This is a genomic window from Roseibium denhamense, from assembly GCF_009711415.1.
Taxonomy (GTDB): Bacteria; Pseudomonadota; Alphaproteobacteria; order Rhizobiales; family Stappiaceae; genus Roseibium; species Roseibium denhamense.
The window spans coordinates 36,274-53,781 of record NZ_SMLZ01000115.1 but is presented as its reverse complement, the minus strand read 5'-3'; the positions used below and the strand labels follow the sequence as shown (position 1 = coordinate 53,781).

Below are 17,508 nucleotides of genomic sequence, written 5' to 3'. Positions count from 1 at the left end.
CCGTTACCTCCTCAAGATCACGCCGGCGTCCCGGTCAAAGGACAGGACGACCTTGTCATCCCAGGTGATCGGTTGTTCGACCATCCGGGACACGTTGGCAAATGTTGCCTTCAGAACGTCATGGTCCCCCTCGCCGATCTTGGCATGGATCACCGACATGTCGCCGAGATAGGCAATATCCCAGACGAGCCCACCCGCCTGATTGACGGTGCCCTCACCCGGTTCGCCAAGATGAATGCGCACTTTTTCCGGGCGGATGGCATACCAGACCGTGTCGCCCGCAGACGCATCGGTTGTCTGTGCCGTGTCGATGTCGTAGCCGCCGATCCCGGCCTTCAGCCGCGTTCCGGCTTCGGAGGTCTCCATGACCTTGGCTTCAATCAGGTTCACATCGCCAATGAAGTCCGCCACGAACCTTGAATTCGGCGTCTCGTAGATTTCGCCAGGGGTCGCGACCTGAACCAGTTCGCCCTTGTCCATGACCGCAATCCGGTCGGCCACCGTCATCGCTTCTTCCTGATCGTGCGTCACAATCAGGAAGGTCATTTTCAGGTCTTCCTGAAGCGCCATCAGCTCGAACTGTGTCTCTTCGCGCAGTTTCCGGTCAAGCGCTCCCAGAGGCTCGTCCAGAAGCAGAACCTTCGGGCGCTTTGCCAAGGACCGTGCAAGAGCCACCCGCTGGCGCTGGCCGCCGGACAGCTGGTGCGGCTTGCGCTTGGCAAACTGTTCCAGCTTGGTCAGGCGCAGCATCTCCTGCACCCGTGCCTCGATTTCACCGGCCGGCATGTTGTCCTGTTTGAGGCCGAACGCGATGTTCTTCTCCACATTCATATGGGGGAACAAGGCGTAGGACTGGAACATCATGTTGGAAGGGCGGCGGAAAGGCGGAATGCCGGCAAGGTCCTGGCCATCCAGGAAGATCTGCCCTGTGGTCGGCGTCTCGAATCCGGCTAGCATGCGCATCAAGGTGGTTTTACCGCAGCCCGAACCGCCGAGCAGGGCGAAAAATTCGCGCTCATAGATCTTCAGCGAGAGATTGTTGACCGCCGTAAAATCCCCGAACTTCTTGGTAACATTCCGGAATTCGATAAATGGCGGATGATCGGGATCTTCCCATGGCACGAATTCCCGCCGCACCGGCCCGATGGACTTTTTCGCCAAAACTGCCCCCACCCCTTGTTCGCTCTTCCAAGGCTATGCCGGGCCGCAGAAGCGGCCCGGCGCCATCTTGGCTTACTGGCCGCTTTTCACAGAGGTCCAGGTCCGGGTGACGATCCGGTTCACTTTCGGCGCATAGGAAGTGACCGTGTAGAGGTTTTCAACGGCTTCCGCTGGCGGGTAGATCGCCGGATCCCCGATCACGTCTTCGTTGAGAAGCTCTTGCGAGGCCTTGTTGCCGTTGGCGTAGTAGACATAGTTCGATGCCTTGGCCATGACGTCCGGACGCATGATGTAGTTGAGGAACTCATGCGCCTCTTCAGTGTTTTTCGCGTCGGCCGGGATCGCCATCTGGTCAAACCACATCAACGCCCCTTCCTTCGGAATGGCGTATTCAACGGTCACACCATTATCTGCTTCCGCAGCGCGGTCACGCGCTTGCAGCACATCGCCGGACCAGCCAACCGCGAGGCAAATATCACCATTGGCCAGCGCGTTGATGTATTCCGACGAGTGGAACTTCTGGACATGGGGACGGACAGTCTTGAGAAGTTCGCCCGCCTTTTCGATGTCGCCCGTGTCCTTGCTGTCTGGATCAAGCCCCAGATAGTTCAGCGCAGCGGGGAAAAGTTCGGTCGGCGCATCCAGAACATGGATGCCGCACTCGGCCAGCTTTTCGGCATTTTCCGGCTTGAACAGAAGGTCCCAGCTGTCGACAGGTGCGTCTTCGCCGAGAATTTCCTTCACTTTCTCAACGTTGTAGCCAAGACCGGTGGTGCCCCACATGTAGTTGATGGAATAGGCGTTGCCCGGATCGTATTTCTCAACGCGCGCCTCAATGTCCTTCCACATGTTGGACAGGTTGCTCAGCTTTGACTTATCGAGTTCGGAAAACACCCCGGCCTGGATCTGACGGGACAGGAAGGTTCCGGTCGGCACCACGATGTCATAGCCGGTTCCGCCTGCCAGCAGCTTGGTTTCCAGAACCTCGTTGCTGTCGAAGACGTCATACACGACTTCAATGCCGGTTTCCTTCGTGAAATCCTCCAGAATCGATTCATCAATGTAGTCGGACCAGTTGTAGATGTTCACGGACCGGTCCTGGGCCAGAGCGGCCCCGGTCATCAGGCTGAGTGCAGCGACGCTTGTCAGAAAAGATGTCATCTTCATTTCGAAACTCCCCTCAAGAGGTCCTGGGGTGGCCCTTTCCCGGCCTTATCCCTGTTCGCAAACGGTTTTCCGTCTGCTTGACGATCCAATCCGAAGATTGGCGATGCTCCGGATTTTTGTCCAGAGCGGATTTTGAGCACTGAGTGCCTCAAAGATATGTCTGGCGCTCAAGCGACGAGATCTCGCGGCCGAATTCATTCAATTCCTCGCGCTTGATCTCGGTCAGAACCTTGTGCATTTCCTTGCCAACTGCCTGTTTCATGAGCTTGGACGCTTCAAAGGCATCAATCGCTTCATCCATCCAGGGTGTCAGTCGTTTTCTGCGCTTTTCATAGGCATTGCCCGTCACGGCGGCCGGCGGATCCTTCTTCAGTTTCAGGCCTTCCATCATCCCGGCGAGAATCCCGGTCAGCACAAGATACGGATTGGCGTCCGCGCCTGCGATCCGGTGCTCGACACGGGCCGCATCCGGCGTAGAGGCGGGAACCCGCAGAGCCACGGATCTGTTGTCGTAGCCCCAGCAGATCGACGCTGGTGCATAGGAGCCAGGCTGCATGCGCCGGAAGCCGTTGAAGGTGGAGATGAACAGCAGCAAGGCTTCCGGCATCGTTCTCATGAGGCCGTTGATGGCATAGCCAAGAAGGTCCGCTCCCTCCTTTTCATCAGCAAAGATATTGCCGGTTTTATCACCCAGCGAGCAGTGAACATGCATGCCGTTTCCGGGCCATTCCACGAAGGGCTTGGCCATGAAGGAGGCTTTGAGCTGATGTTTGCGGGCGACACCGGCCACCAGACGGCGCAACAGCACCACGTCATCTGCGGCCAGAAGCGGGTCGCTCCGGTGATGTAGATTGAGTTCGAACTGGCCGGGCGCCGCTTCTGAAACCGCGGCATCGGCCGGAATGCCCTGGGCCTCGCAGGCCCGTCGCAAATCGTCCACCACCGGCAGAAGCGCCTCAAGATCCGACAGGGCATACATGTTCTGGCGGGCCGGGCCCAGATGGGTGGAAAACAGCGGTTTGGGCTGTTCGGTCCAATCGCCGTCGCTTTCCTCGAAAAGATAGAATTCCAGCTCAAAAGCACAGGTCGCGGTCAGGCCGTGTTCGTCCTGGAGCTTCTTGACAATGCGCTCCAGCACATGGCGCGGATCGGCCATGAAGGGCTCGCCATCCCGGTCATAGACAGACAGAAGCACTTGTGCGGTCTTGCGGTCCGTCCACGGAACCAGTTTCAGGCTTTCCGGGATCGGCCAGCAGACACCGTCCTTGTCACCGGTTTCCAGATGCATGCCGGTCGCTTCGACTTCGCGCCCCCAAACATCCAGACCGAAAAGCGAATACGGAAAGGCAACCCCCTGCTCGAACACCTTGGGAAGCGCCTTGCCCGGCAGCCACTTGCCACGCAGAACGCCATTGGTGTCGGGCAGGATGACTTCCAGTGTATCGAGATCCGGATGCTCTTTCAAAAAGGCTTCAAAGCCGGTCTTCCACCCTGGAGCCGCCGGGTGGTTCAGGATCTGGTGGGGAAGTTCGTTCATGAATGCCTTGTCCGGCGAGGAACGTTTGACCCTTCAAGCCACTCCGCTCGTCACCTATGTTGCGTCCTTGGCAAAAATGTGATCACTTTCTGGAAAGACTGTCAAGAAAGATCACACCCAGCCTTCGAATTACGGAAAGGATACACCTGGTGGCAATGCGGCGGTCCGCTCTCAGTTCAGGCCCGGAAAAGCGGTCACCGGCAACCGCCTCCAAACGCGCGTCCACGCGCGCTCAGGTGGACCAGGCTGTGCGCACGCGGCTTTTGACCGGCCGCTTCATTCCGGGCAAGTCCGTGACCATCCGCGGGCTGGCGGCCGACCTCGGGGTCAGCCCGATGCCGGTGCGCGAAGTGCTGCAGCGCCTGTCCGCCGAAAACGTGCTGGAAGTGAAATCGAACGGCCGCGTGCAGGTGCCGTCCATGACCCCGGCCCGGTTCGACGAGGTTCTGACCGCTAGGCTGCTGCTGGAGCCGGAACTTGCCGTTCTGGCTCTCCCCTCCTTGTCTGCAGCCGATGCGGATGCGCTGACCGAAATTGATGATGACATCGATGTCCGGCTAAGCAATGGCGATGCGGAGAGCTACCTGCGCCTCAATCATGCCTTTCACTTTGCAATGTACCGTGCCTCTGGAAGCGAGGTCCTGTTGCCTTTGATCGACAGCCTTTGGCTACAGTTTTCTCCCTTTATGCGGACAGTTTACGGGCGGGTAGGAACCGCCAATCTAGTTGACCAGCACAAGGCGGCTATAGCTGCCATAAGGGATGGCAACGCTTCGGCTCTCCGGGCAGCGATACGCGCAGATATACAGGATGGAATGGGTCTTTTGGGACGCGAGATTCTCTCATCGAAGCCCCCCGCTTGATCAATTTCATCCACCGTGTCATTTTGTGATCACAATATTTGTATTGGACAGTCTTGGAATGACACGCTGGGCAGTTTGGATTTCCAAAAGTGTTTTTGTGATAAGAGCCGCACCCTAGACCACTGAACCCAAGCGAATGCGAACACCCGGAGCCGACCTGTGAGTGACACCACCTCTGATACGGAGAGACAGCACCTACCTGAAACCGTTCGCGGTGTTCCGGATGAAGCGGCTGCCAAAGCCTGGCTGGAGGCCCGCAACATCCAGGATATCGAGTGTATCGTGCCGGATATTGCCGGGGTTGCACGCGGCAAGATGATGCCGACCGAAAAGTTCTTCTCCGGCCCGGTCATGACCATGCCGGCTTCGATCTTCGCGCAAACCATTTCCGGCGACTATCCCGACGATGATGATCGTTTTCAGCACAATCCGATTGACGGGGATCTTTACTTCAAGGCCGACTATTCGACGCTGACCACCGTACCTTGGGAAAGCGATCCGACCGCCCAATTGATCCACGATGCACAAACCCGGGACGGCGTTCCGGTGGAGACAGCCCCCCGCAACGTCCTGAAACGGATCCTGAAGCTCTATGAGGACAAAGGCTGGGCCCCGGTCATCGCGCCGGAGATCGAGTTCTATCTGGTGCGGCCGAATACGGATCCCGACTATCCACTCGAGCCACCCACCGGACGGTCAGGACGCCCCGAAGTCGGCCGCCAGTCCTATTCCATCTCCGCGTTGAATGAGTTCGATGACCTGATCGATGACATCTATGATCTGTCCGAAAAACAGGGCCTTGAGATCGATACGATGATCCACGAGGAAGGCGCTGCGCAGATGGAAATTAATCTGCGGCACGGCGACCCTCTGGCACTTGCCGATCAGGTCTTCCTGTTCAAGCGCACCATCCGCGAGGCAGCGCTCCGCCATGAAATGTATGCCACATTCATGTCGAAGCCCATGTCGAATCAGCCCGGATCGGCCATGCATATTCACCAGTCGGTCTTGGATGTGGCAACAGGCCAGAACATCTTTGCCAGCGATACCGGCACGGAGACGGATGCCTTTCTCTCCTTCATTGCCGGCCACCAGAAATTCCTGCCGCATGTCACGGCGATCATGGCACCCTTCGTAAATTCCTATCGGCGCTTTTCAAAAACCTCGACATCACCCGTCAATGTCTACTGGGGTTATGACAATCGAACCGTCGGCCTCAGGGTGCCGTATTCGAGCCCGGACGCACGGCGCCTCGAAAATCGCATCCCGGGATCTGATGCAAATCCCTACTTGGCAATCGCCGCATCTCTTGCCTGCGGATATCTCGGGATTACAAAGGGCTTGAAGCCGGATACGCCACGCGCGGATGATTGCACCGAACTCGCCAAGTCTTTGCCTCGCGGTCTGCCGGAAGCCCTTTCAAAATTCGAACGTTCTGAAGAAATGGTCGAGGTGTTCGGCGAGACCTTCGTCGCCACCTACCGGGCGATCAAATACGAGGAATTCGAGACCTTCATGTCGGTCATCAGCCCCTGGGAGCGGGAGTATCTCCTGCTCAATGTGTAAGGGCGGCCCGATACCTGGTCCGGAAGTGTCCGCCCGGCCCATCGGAGATCCGGGATAACAAATGAAGCCCAGCTTCAATGCTGGCAAACGGTCTTAGTCAACTGGAGCCAATGCCATGACGGCGCAATCGAACATTTATCCGACCAAGGCCCTGCAAGAGCTGGATGCCGCCCATCACTGGCATCCCTTCTCCGACATGAAGTCGCTCAACGATGAGGGCAGCCGGATCATCACAAGTGCCGATGGCGTCTGGCTGACAGATTCGGAAGGCAAGAAGATCCTCGACGGCATGGCCGGGTTGTGGTGCGTCCAGGTCGGTCACGGCCGCAAGGAAATTGCCGATGCGGTCCACAAGCAGATGGTGGAACTGTCCTATTACAACACCTTCTTCAAGACGACACATCCACCGGCCATCGCCCTGGCGGAGCGGCTGGCAAAGCTGGCGCCGGACCATCTGAATACGGTCTTTTTCTGCTCGTCCGGCTCGGAAGCCAACGATACCGTGTTCCGGATGGTGCGCACCTATTGGGACAAGCAGGGCAAACCGGACAAGAAGGTGATCATCGGCCGCTGGAACGGCTATCACGGTTCGACGCTCGCCGGCACCAGCCTTGGCGGCATGAAGGGCATGCATGAGCAGGGCGACCTTCCGGTTGCCGGCGTTCACCACATCGACCAGCCCTACTGGTTTGGCGAAGGCCACGACATGAGCCCGGATGACTTCGGCATTCACGTCGCCCGCAAGCTGGAACAGGCAATTGACGAGATCGGGGAAGACAAGGTTGCCGCCTTCATTGCCGAGCCGATCCAGGGCGCAGGCGGTGTCATCATCCCGCCGGAGACCTATTGGCCGGAAGTCCGGCGCATCCTGGAAGAACGCGAAATCCTGTTCGTGGCGGACGAGGTCATCTGCGGGTTCGGCCGTCTCGGTGAATGGTTCGGCTCCACCTATTACGGGATCAAGCCGGACCTCATGCCGATCGCCAAGGGCCTGACCTCCGGCTACCTGCCGATGGGCGGTGTCATGGTGTCGGACAAGGTGGCTGAAGGCCTGATGCTGGCCGGCGGCGACTTCAACCACGGTTATACATATTCCGGCCATCCCGCCTGCGCGGCAGCGGCCCTTGCCAATCTCGACATCATCGAGCGCGAAGGCCTGGTCGGACGGGTGAAGAACGATATCGGCCCTTATCTGCAGGAGCGCTGGCTGAAGCTCGGTGAGCATGAACTTGTCGGTGAAGCGCGCATGAGCGGAATTGTGGGGGCACTGGAACTGGTGCCGGACAAGAAAAACCCGCACAAACCGTTCAAGGATGTCGGCGTACCGGGGCTGTTGTGCCGGGACATTTCCTTCGAGCATGGCATGGTGATGCGCGCGGTGCGTGACAGCATGATCATATCCCCGCCTCTGGTCCTGACCCACGAGGAAGCCGACTTCCTGATCGCAACTGCCGAAAAGACGCTGAACGATACCTACCGGATCCTGAAACGCGACGGCTGGCTCGACTGATCATCGTTGGCCGTGGGGTCCGACCCAGCCAGCACATGAAGCGCCGCGAGGGTTCCCTCCGGCGTTTTTTGCTGATGAGGCCGTCTCCAAGGACGGGATGGCAGGCGCACCGGACTTGCCGGGCGTGGTTTTAGGTTGGGAGAGAGTGGCAAGGAGCACGCCTGCCCGAAGATCTTTCCCGGACAGCGGTCTTTTCGCACCTGGCCGGCACCTGCGGACAACCGCAAGGTGGACGTCCAAGCGCTCTTCCGGGCCCTGGTCTGCATGCGTCTGGAACCCGCATGCGATCCATCAAATCCGGCTGACCGCTGCAGAAGACCGGCCGGGCCGTTACCCCGCCCCGTCTTCTGATCTCCGGTCCCCGCCACCCACGAACGGACGGTCCGCTGTCGGCCCCGTGACGGCGGGAACGAACTTATGATACGGCCACTTGGCGCCACGGGGATAAGTTTTCCGGATCTTTTTTGGCTGGAGCGCGGCCGGTCAGAAATTGTAGTAAAGAAACAGACCGCCCTGGGCGTTGGTCCGGGCACCCCGCTCTTCGACAATCGGGCTGTCCGCCATGTCCCCGAGCAGATAGGACGCTCCGGCCGTTCCCCCGACCCCCCAGTTCTCGGTCACGGCAAAGCGGGACGACACATTCAAGGATATGTCCCGGAAGCCTGCATCTGCTTTGTATCGGGACAGGCCGCTGGCCGCAGAGCCGGACGCGGACACCGAGTAATAGGCATCGGCATAATCCGCCGTGACATAGGTGGTCGACAGATCAACCCCGAAGGCCAGCCGTTCGGTCGCGTTGATTTCATACCCTGCGCTGAAGGTGGCCGTTGTGCCGCTGTCACCCATGACGTCATGCGCTATTTCGATCCGGGCGCCTATCCGGTCGCGCTGCAACATCAGACCATCATAGCCTGCACCGACGACGCCGCCGAGCCAGAGTTCGGCATCGACCTCGTCCAGCTTCTTGACGACATTGTCCTTTACATCCTTGCGCCCGCCGCCATAACCGATCAAGGGTCCTGCATAAATGGTCTCCAATGGCAGCACATTTGCGGTCAGTGTCGTGCCGGTCAATTTGACGAAGAAGGGTCCTTTTTGAATGGTGCCGATGGGCGCGGGCTGGAACGCATAGTCCTTGGAGCCGAGATATTCCGGTCCTACAAAGGCTCCCGCCCCGACCAGAACGGTCCAATCCTTGTCCATGGTGTCCGGGGATACTGTTTCCTGCGCAAAAGCCTGTGAAGCCACGAGGCCAAGGCTTGCCAGCCCCGCGGCCCAACCATAACACTTAGTCGCCATAGGAATGTCCTTAAAAACACTGAGGCACTTCAATGTTGTCAGTGTCTATATACAACCGCATGCACCGTCAACCGGAAATGTTGACAGTGTCTATTTTTTAATGGAGAGAACGTCTGAGCGACACGAAATACCATCACGGCAATCTGAAACAGGCCCTAATCGAAGCCGGCCTGGAGATCCTGCGTGAGGAGGGCTTGGAGAAATTGTCGCTCAGGGCCTGCGCCAACCGGGCCGGCGTGTCTCATGGGGCGCCGAAGAACCATTTCGCCAATCTGGCCGTGCTGCAAGGCGCTCTTGCCACGGAGGGGTTCAAGCGGTTTGCGTCGACAATGCGGGCCCATATGGCCGGGGCCCCGGCAGATGCGAAATCGCAGGTAATGGCAAGCGCGCGGGGTTACGTCGCATTCGTGGAGGACAACAAGGACCTGTTCCGGCTGATGTTCTCCATGGAGCGGCGGCTCGATATCTACCCGGACCTGCTTCCGGCAAGCCGGGAGGCTTATGCAGTCCTGCGCGAGGTCTCCAAAGGCCTGTCCCCTGAAAACTGCGAAAATCCGCAAGGCCAGCTGTCAACGGAGACCATGCTGTGGACCTTCATTCACGGCTACGCGATTTTGAAGGCGAACAAGCAGTTCTACACCTCCAACGCGGAAACCGGCATGGACCCGAAGCTGGAAGACATCTTCCCGGTCTTCACCTATCTGGACAAGTAACGGGACCTGAGACGCGCCCTGAGACAGGCCGTGCCCAGTCAAGCTGCGGGCAACCACCACCCATATTTACCCGGCTAAACTCCTAAGCTTATACCGAACGAGAACGATATCTCTCGCGGGCCTCGCGCGCCCGTGACAACACTGGCCAGGCAGCGCTGCTTGGCTTTATGGCTGGAGAGACGGGGCCTGTTATTACCGGCCCCGCCGTTCTTCAGGAAAACATCGGAAAGGTCACGCCAAGCGACCAGGCCAGTAGAAGCGCCAGGCCGAAACCGGAGGCGAATGGCCCGGCGCGGGCTTCAACCCAGCGGCCCATGAGCCCGAACACCAGGAAGAAGGCCAGAATGATCGGGATGATGAGCACCAGGAAAAACAGCCGCTCAAAATCCAGAGCAACCGCGATTGCCAGCGACGCCAGAAAGGAAAGACGGATCAGCGCGCGCTGCCACAGCTTCGGACAGGCATGGGCCATCGCGCTGTCCGCAAGCATGAAGGCAAGCGCACCGGCGGCAAGCACGGCAATGATTGGAAGGCGGTCCGCATGCGGGGCGAAACTGATGAAATACCGGTCGAAGGCAAAGCCAAGACCCAGGATGCCATAAGCTGCCAGAAGCGCGCCCACACTCAGCGAATACACGGTGACCTGGAGGCCGAGACCGCGCAGGATCACGAGCTGGATACCTCCGTATAGGAGCATGTGAACCGCCAGATAATCGGCCACCAGAACCGGCAGGAACCCTCTTGGCAGGAAGATCGCAAGGGCGGGTGCTGCGAGCATCGGCGCGAGAAGGGCTGCGGCGAAGACCTTAGGGCTCAAGCCTTTATGCGGCGGCGCACGATCCGGCAGGAGAGCGCTCAGCGGCCAAACCAAGAGAACAAGTCCGAACAGCACGGCAAAGATCCATCCCCCGCGCTGCGGTATTTCGGCGGTGCCCGTCTTTTCAAAGGCGGTGTTGAGCCAGTTGACCGCCTCCGCCACGCCGGCCCGACTGAAGAGCACACCGACATGCTCGGCATTGGGCGCCACGAATGCGCGGCGCACCACGCTTCCGTCCGCCGACCGCACGGTTTCTCCTTCACCGGCCTCCGGCGCAAGCATTTTGACGGCACCGAGCGCGAACGCCCGCAGGCCGCCTTCCCACGCTCCGCTGATCAAGAGAAGATTTTCCGGGTGCTCCTTGGTGACGGCTTGCGAAAAGGCCGATATGGCAACGACCGGGCCAATGCGCGGATCTTCGGCTGCCGCCCGGATAATGATGTCGCTTGCCATGGAGTGGCCCAGGATCGCAACGCGGCCATCGGTTTCCGGCCGGTCGAGACCGGCTTGCATCACCTTCAGCGTTTCGGCAACGAGGAGCTGTGTCGTTCCCTCAATGGCGTCCACATCACCGGACATCGGCACCGGATTGCGGCCATGCCCCTCAAAATCGAAAGCGGCCACGACATATCCGGCCCTTGCAAGCGCCAGCGAGTAGGCCTCCATCAGCTGGCGGGACCCGGCAAAGCCATGCGCCACGACGACAAGCGGCGCGGGTTGGGCACCCTGTTTCAGGAAAAAGGTCACCGGGGTCGTGCCGATAGAGGTGTGTTCAATCGCGAGACCGGCACGCTGGCCTTCCAGATGCCAAACGCCTGCAGCAACCAGTACGACGGCGAGGCAAGCAACGGCGAAATGCCTGATGGGATTTGCCCGATTGCCCCTTGCCGTCATGTCCGCCGCACCCTCTTGAAGGCCTTTTCCATTTCTATTTCTACGGCAGTCCCCGGCAAGCCGGATTAGAATGCCGGGACAGGAGCCGAACGCCAGTGTCAGGTGACCAGGAGGCCTGGCAGCCCCACCCGCCAAAACCTCGTATCAGGCAGCGTTGGCCCCAGCTGACAGAAAATCCCAGACGATCCGTGTTCTCGCCGGAAGATGTTTGAGCGGCGGCCGCAACAAGTACATTTGAAAGGGCGAGCAATCCACGAACCGATCCAGCTGAACTAGACCGCCGGACTGGAGCTCTTCCTCAACGATCATCCTCGGCAAAAAGGCCAGTCCGGCACCGGACAGGGCGGTCTTTTTCAGAAGCAGGCTGTTATTGGCACGCAGAACCGCATTGGGATCCACCCAGGCGGTAGTCTTGCCATCCGACAAGTGCCACTGGTTCGGGCTTTGCAAACCGCTGAAAACCAGTGCCTTGTGATCTTGGATATCAGACAGCCGCGCTATGGTGCCGCCACGGGCAAGATAGCCGGGCGCAGCGCACAGGACCCTCGGCACATCGCAGACCTTCTGCACGACGGCATTGCTGTCTTCCAGCGTATGGGCGATCCGCAAAAAGATGTCGGCCCCATCGTTAAACAGATCGACAAAACGATCGCTCACCGTAACGTCGAGCGTCAGGTTCGGGTAGGTCTTCTGGAAGGCGGCCAGCTGCCCGCCAAGGCGGCTGAGCGCAAACACGGTCGGCACATTCAGCCGGACAGTGCCGGTGATGGACGTGGTGTCCTTTTGAAGATGGTCGCGCAGCGCCTGCAATTCCTCAGCCACCCGGCCGGCCGTGCGGTAACAGTCCTGTCCGGCATCCGTCAGCCGCAGGTGCCGTGTGGTGCGGATCAGCAGCGTCGCGTTCACATGCTCTTCAAGGCGGGTGACTTGCCGGGCGACCCAGGCGGGCGTCATGTTCAATTCCCTCGCGGCCGCGGAAAAGCTTTCCCGGTCAACCACAGCGCGGAAGATGCGCAGATACTCGGTGAGATTTTCAGAGCTCATTATTTTATGAATCGTATAAGATGAATGCTCATTTAGTGATATTATCACATCAATCATCAAAAAATAGATTGGCTGACAGTTGTCAACCGGAAGCCAATCATGTCCCATTCCTCCTTGTTTAATCCCTTTCGTCTCGCCTCGATCCCGCTGAAGAACCGTGTGCTCGTCGCCCCCATGACCCGCGTCAGCGCGACTGACGACGGCTGTGTCAGTGACTTGATGTTCCCCTACTACCGCTCGTTCGCCGAGGGTGGTTTTGGAGCCGTCATCACCGAAGGTGTCTATACGGACAAGGCCTTCAGCCAGGGATACCGGTATCAGCCGGGCCTCGCCGATATTGTCCAGGCCGCGGGCTGGTCGAAACTAATCGGGCAAGTGCAGGCGGCAGGCGCGCGCGTCATCGTACAGCTCATGCATGCGGGGGCCTTGTCGCAATACAATCCCTTTAAAGCAGACACACGTGGCCCTTCGCCTGTTGTTCCAAAGGGCCGCCAGATGGCGTTCTATCGCGGAACAGGAGCCTACCCCGCACCGCAGGAACTCGTTCCGTCAGAAATCGACGCGGTGCTGAAAGGATTTGCAGACGCTGCCCGCCGGGCACAAGACGCCGGTGCGGACGGGGTCGAGGTGCATGGTGCGAACGGATATCTCCTTGATCAGTTCCTGACCGACTACACCAATCAGCGCAAGGACGCCTATGGCGGCAACACGCTGCATCGTGTCCGGCTAACATGCGAAGCCATTGAACGCGTCCGCGAGGCCACCGGCCCCGCCTTCGCAGTCGGCGTTCGAATTTCCCAGGGAAAAGTCAACGATTTCGAACACAAATGGGCGGCGGCAGAAGACGATGCCAGAATCATTTTCCCGCAGCTTGCAAAGGCTGGGGCCAGCTACATTCACACAACTGAGTTTCAGGCCGACGCACCGGCCTTCGCCTCCGGCTATCCCTTGGCGAGACTGGCGCGGCTGCTCTCCGGGCTGCCGGTGATCGCAAATGGCGGATTGGGAGATCCGGCGCACGCCTCCAGAATGCTCGCGGATGAAAATGCCGACCTCGTTGCGCTTGGCAAATCCGCACTCGCCTCACCGGACTGGCCCAAACGGGTCCAGGAGAAAACCGCCCTGAGCGAATTCAGTTTCGACATGTTTTCCCCTTTGGCCGATCTGGAAACCGCCAACGCCTATGAAGCGGAACGCGCGGCGCGGCTGCACCCCTGAACACGGACTGCTTTTTGCTGGCCAGGCATCACGCCAGGCCGGCACTCCCCGCCTGCCGCGGTCCTGCCGGTCAATCACGGACCGTTCCAAATCCAGCAGAGGCGTTTTCGCGTAAGCGGTTGGCTTTGGGCGTTTCTCCGGGCTTTTGAATACCCGGGTCACCATAAAATGATGCGGCAAAACAACAACACCGTGCGATAGGATCGGGGAGGCACACCGTGCCGGACACAGGGGCAAACATGAGTGAGATCACGATCCTCGATGGCGGGATGGGACAGGAACTGGTGCGGCGGAGCGGCCGTGTTCCCAGCGGGTTGTGGTCCTGTGAATTGATGATGGAGCGCCCGGATCTCGTCCGCGCCGTGCATGACGACTTCCTTGCCGCAGGCGCTGATATCGTCTCGGTGAACAGCTACACGCTGCACCGGGACCGTTTAAACCCCGCCGGTCTTGGGGATGAGTTCGAAGCGGTGCACAAGCTGGCATGCGATCTGGCATGTGAGGCCAGGGATGCGTTTGGCGCAGGAACGGTTGCGGGATGCATTGGGCCCCTCGGCTGGTCCTACAGCCATGACGGCGCACCGCCCGAAGATGAGTCCGTCGCTCTTTACCGGGAAATTTGCGATCTTCAGCGTGACAGGGTCGACATGTTCCTGATCGAAACCATGGCTTCCATTTCTCAGGCACGCGCGTCCCTGACGGCCGCACTGCCGTTTGGCAAGCCGGTCTGGATCGGTCTTACGGTCGACGACTTCAACGGGACGCACCTTCGCTCAGGCGAACCCTTGTCCGAAGCCTTGCAGGAGATTGAGACCCTGGCCCCCGACGCCGTTTTGCTGAACTGCTCGACACCCGAGGCCATCGGTGATGGCCTTGCGGTCATGCGGACGTCACACCTGCGAACCGGCGCCTATGCAAATGGCTTCACGGCCATCAGGCCCGAATTTATGGAAAAGGGAAGCAGTGTCTCCAAGCTGTCCGCCCGGACCGATTTTTCTCCCGACGCCTATGCGAACCACGCCGCCAGATGGGTGGGGTACGGAGCAACCATACTCGGCGGATGTTGTGAAGTTGGCCCATCGCATATCGAAGAACTTGCGAAACGGTTCGGCGCGCGCCCGGCGCGCCTGCCCGGCACGTCCCTCTCTGCCCATTAAAACTGACCCGGACTGCCGTAGGAGAACTTTTCTTAAATCAAAATCTTCCCCGCGCCGGGTCTGTTTTATCCCGGCACGGATACTCGCCAAGAGACGGCGTTTAAGATGAACCAACTTAAGGAATTTACACCGGCCAGAGAAGGCGGTAGCGTTTCGGGGATTTGAGGAGAACGCAATGCTTTGGATTTTTGTTGTCGGTCTTGCCTTTACCTACATTTTCACCAAAGAACTCAAACGCCGGTATCCGGTCCGCCTGATCGAATATGTGCCGTTCTTGTGGGTTCACTTCGCCTCGATGATCATAACGGCGTTTATCACCGCGTTCGGCGCATCGGCCTACGGTCAGGACTACTCGATCCTGTACTTCCTGGTATCGAGCTACTTCCCGCAGACGATCTGGCTGATCACTGATTGCTGCCGGTTTTCGCTGCGCTACGTCATGGAGCCGGTGACTGCCCGCAGAGAGGCACTGGGCGTTTCCAAGCCAAGCCTTTTTGAACGGCTCGCGCTGCCGAGTATCGACAGCAAGGCTTAGGTCAGCGGGCGATTAACCGGCCCCGATTTACCGCCCAAAGCTGATCTCATATGGAGTGCACGAGCAGCTTTAGGCCGCCCAGCGCGGACAGGGCTCACAGAGGCAGGCGGATTATGACCGGCTTTTTCCGGCCTAGGCGGTCATTGTCCAACTGGCTCACGATGAAATCCGCGACATCCGCGCGGGACACAATACCGTTCCGCCACTCGGCAGGCTCGCTCAAGACCCGGTAGCAGTTGGACTTGGGACCATTGGTCAAAACGCCCGGGCGCACGATCAACCAGTCAAGGTCAGATCCCTCGATCAGCGTCTCCTGGATGGTCTTGTCGTCATAGGCCCGTCCGAGCAGCGCGCGGAACGGCAAACGCTGCAGCAAGTTCACCGAGGAAGCGCAGTCTCCGGCACCAAAACCGGTAACCGCGACGAGGCGCCCGACGCCCGTCTTTTCCATAGCGGGCAAAAGCACGCGGGTTGCCTCGGAAAATAGAGTGACAGGCTCCGTGATCATCTTCAACGAGGCTTCCACGCCAAGCGCCTGGACAACCGTATCGATGCCCTCAAGGGCACGCTCCATGTCCGCAGCCTTCAAGGCATTGCCGGAAAAACCTTCGATCCGGTCATCGCGGCGCCGGGTAACCGCACCGCTGCGTGACATCGCCCTGACTTCATGCCCCCGCGCAGCGGCTTCCTCGCTTACGGCTTTTCCGATCCCGCGGCTGGCACCAATCACGAGTATTTTGGCCATCATTCTGCTCCCGAAGGTCAATAATCCATGCGCCGCCGGCTCCCGCAGCGCCTGATTAGAGCACGGGCCGGATAGCTTGACTGTTGGAAGAGTTTACGTGGACATCCCTGAGGATGATCACCCAACCGGCGCAAATCCGGTTGTTTCCCGCGCGGCTGAGCGCATTTGCCGCGCCTGCCAGGCCATAAATACGCGCCCATTTCCCGTCACGAGGATGGGTTAAGGCCGTTCAAACCGGGCACCTTGAATATTTGCAGGATTCCGGGCAGGTGCCCCATCGAGTCCCACTCGAGGAGAAGACGCCACCACAAAAAAAATTTCATTTACGAAAGAGCCTATCGTTTCCGCTGATCAGATTTTGTTCCGCGTCTTCAGAAGGCCCCAACCCTCGATAAGGTGATCCATTCTTTAAGGGACGTTCCGGTTTGGAGACGCGAAAATCGCCCTTCGCCCTAGCCGGATTCGTGGCTCTCATGAAAACGATAAGCCCAACGACAAAAACGGTCAGGCCGATCCAGACCTGAAGCGGAATTGCGATCAACTTGTTAAATGTTTCGATCATCGCAAACGCATTCCCCTGTTAACAGATAGATTAGATATCATGCCGCAACGGGGTTATTTCAAGCTTCAGTTGAATCAGTATTAACACACCACTTAAGCCAGCATCGGCGCCGCGCATCTTTACTTGCGCGGGCGTTACCGTTTCCAGCCTTGACCGGACACCAGAGGCCTTACTCGGCAGCCACGGCAATGTCGCGGATCGAGCGGCGGGCCCAGGGACGTGTGCCTTCCGGGATCTCGTCGACCGTTCCGACCGGCTGCAGGTACTTGGTGACTTCCGGCCACTCTCCAGCCTTCAGGGCCTTGAGGACCTCCGGCTTGGAGATCTCGAAACTTGACACACCGCACCGGCGGGCAAGCGGCACCTGATCCAGGATGTATTTGCCGATGGCCCGGATGTCGCCTTTATAGCCCATCTGTTCCCGCAAAACGCGGGCGGCGGAAAAGCCGCGCCCATCCGCAAAGCTCGGGAAATCCACGCCGACATAGGCAAGCCGGTCAAGATATGCGCCAAGCTCTTCAACGTCGTCTCCAGGTTCGACCACAACGGCTGTCTGCGCCGGCCCGGACAGGTAGGCCTCGGGCTCGGCCAGAAACAGCTTTTGCGGCACCAGGGCGTTGCCGTCTACCTGGCCGGTTTCAGCATCCACCCGGGTCCAGGCTTCCTCGGCGAATTCGCCATCCTTGAAGATCGTTGTCATCTGTTCGCGTCCTAAATCTT

The 17,508-nt window shown here is 59.1% G+C and carries 15 protein-coding genes; 7 read left to right on the top strand and 8 right to left on the bottom strand.

What is annotated here, in order from left to right:
• Window positions 1–3: 3 nt before the first annotated feature.
• From E1180_RS18965 to E1180_RS18955, 3 genes are all read right to left on the bottom strand, one after another.
• Entirely contained in the window at window positions 4–1,161 is a 1,158-nt protein-coding gene (locus E1180_RS18965; RefSeq protein WP_155193703.1) for an ABC transporter ATP-binding protein, read from the bottom strand.
• 72 nt (window positions 1,162–1,233) lie between these two features.
• On the bottom strand, window positions 1,234–2,328 hold the full coding sequence (locus tag E1180_RS18960) for a polyamine ABC transporter substrate-binding protein (RefSeq protein ID WP_155193700.1): 1,095 nt from the start codon (window positions 2,326–2,328) through the stop codon (window positions 1,234–1,236).
• A 148-nt stretch (window positions 2,329–2,476) separates the two neighbouring features.
• Window positions 2,477–3,865 carry a glutamine synthetase family protein gene (locus E1180_RS18955; protein WP_155193698.1) on the bottom strand — a complete coding sequence of 463 codons (1,389 nt, stop codon included), beginning with the start codon at window positions 3,863–3,865 and terminating at the stop codon, window positions 2,477–2,479.
• Window positions 3,866–4,020: 155 nt separating this feature from the next.
• On the opposite strand from E1180_RS18955, the gene E1180_RS18950 reads away from it, so the two are divergent.
• From E1180_RS18950 to E1180_RS18940, 3 genes are all read left to right on the top strand, one after another.
• Entirely contained in the window at window positions 4,021–4,728 is a 708-nt protein-coding gene (locus E1180_RS18950; protein WP_155193696.1) for a GntR family transcriptional regulator, read from the top strand.
• 159 nt (window positions 4,729–4,887) lie between these two features.
• Window positions 4,888–6,294 (top strand): glutamine synthetase family protein, encoded by a 1,407-nt coding sequence (locus E1180_RS18945; RefSeq protein ID WP_283404506.1) that lies wholly within the window; start codon window positions 4,888–4,890, stop codon window positions 6,292–6,294.
• Between the two features lie 115 nt (window positions 6,295–6,409).
• Window positions 6,410–7,804 carry an aspartate aminotransferase family protein gene (locus E1180_RS18940; protein WP_155193694.1) on the top strand — a complete coding sequence of 465 codons (1,395 nt, stop codon included), beginning with the start codon at window positions 6,410–6,412 and terminating at the stop codon, window positions 7,802–7,804.
• Between the two features lie 483 nt (window positions 7,805–8,287).
• On the opposite strand, the gene E1180_RS18935 is transcribed toward E1180_RS18940, so the two are convergent.
• Entirely contained in the window at window positions 8,288–9,103 is an 816-nt protein-coding gene (locus E1180_RS18935) for a MipA/OmpV family protein (protein ID WP_155193692.1), read from the bottom strand.
• Window positions 9,104–9,297: 194 nt separating this feature from the next.
• On the opposite strand from E1180_RS18935, the gene E1180_RS18930 reads away from it, so the two are divergent.
• Entirely contained in the window at window positions 9,298–9,816 is a 519-nt protein-coding gene (locus E1180_RS18930; protein ID WP_155193690.1) for a TetR/AcrR family transcriptional regulator, read from the top strand.
• A 211-nt stretch (window positions 9,817–10,027) separates the two neighbouring features.
• Here E1180_RS18930 and E1180_RS18925 read toward each other — a convergent pair whose 3' ends face one another.
• A complete protein-coding gene (locus tag E1180_RS18925; protein WP_155193688.1) occupies window positions 10,028–11,527 on the bottom strand; it encodes an alpha/beta fold hydrolase in 1,500 nt (499 codons plus the stop codon).
• Window positions 11,528–11,671: 144 nt separating this feature from the next.
• Window positions 11,672–12,571 (bottom strand): LysR family transcriptional regulator, encoded by a 900-nt coding sequence (locus E1180_RS18920; protein WP_196220646.1) that lies wholly within the window; start codon window positions 12,569–12,571, stop codon window positions 11,672–11,674.
• A gap of 99 nt (window positions 12,572–12,670) precedes the next feature.
• Here E1180_RS18920 and E1180_RS18915 point away from each other — a divergent pair, with 99 nt between their 5' ends.
• The 3 genes from E1180_RS18915 to E1180_RS18905 all read left to right on the top strand — a co-directional run bounded on the left by E1180_RS18915 (window position 12,671) and on the right by E1180_RS18905 (window position 15,481).
• Window positions 12,671–13,789, top strand: a complete 1,119-nt coding sequence (locus tag E1180_RS18915; RefSeq protein ID WP_155193683.1) for an NADH:flavin oxidoreductase — start codon at window positions 12,671–12,673, stop codon at window positions 13,787–13,789.
• Window positions 13,790–14,028: 239 nt separating this feature from the next.
• Window positions 14,029–14,946 (top strand): homocysteine S-methyltransferase family protein, encoded by a 918-nt coding sequence (locus E1180_RS18910; RefSeq protein ID WP_155193681.1) that lies wholly within the window; start codon window positions 14,029–14,031, stop codon window positions 14,944–14,946.
• 175 nt (window positions 14,947–15,121) lie between these two features.
• Window positions 15,122–15,481 carry a hypothetical protein gene (locus tag E1180_RS18905; RefSeq protein ID WP_155193679.1) on the top strand — a complete coding sequence of 120 codons (360 nt, stop codon included), beginning with the start codon at window positions 15,122–15,124 and terminating at the stop codon, window positions 15,479–15,481.
• 94 nt (window positions 15,482–15,575) lie between these two features.
• Here E1180_RS18905 and E1180_RS18900 read toward each other — a convergent pair whose 3' ends face one another.
• On the bottom strand, window positions 15,576–16,229 hold the full coding sequence (locus tag E1180_RS18900; RefSeq protein ID WP_244314122.1) for an NAD(P)-dependent oxidoreductase: 654 nt from the start codon (window positions 16,227–16,229) through the stop codon (window positions 15,576–15,578).
• A gap of 728 nt (window positions 16,230–16,957) precedes the next feature.
• A complete protein-coding gene (locus tag E1180_RS18895; RefSeq protein ID WP_155193677.1) occupies window positions 16,958–17,488 on the bottom strand; it encodes a DUF934 domain-containing protein in 531 nt (176 codons plus the stop codon).
• Window positions 17,489–17,508 lie beyond the last annotated feature (20 nt).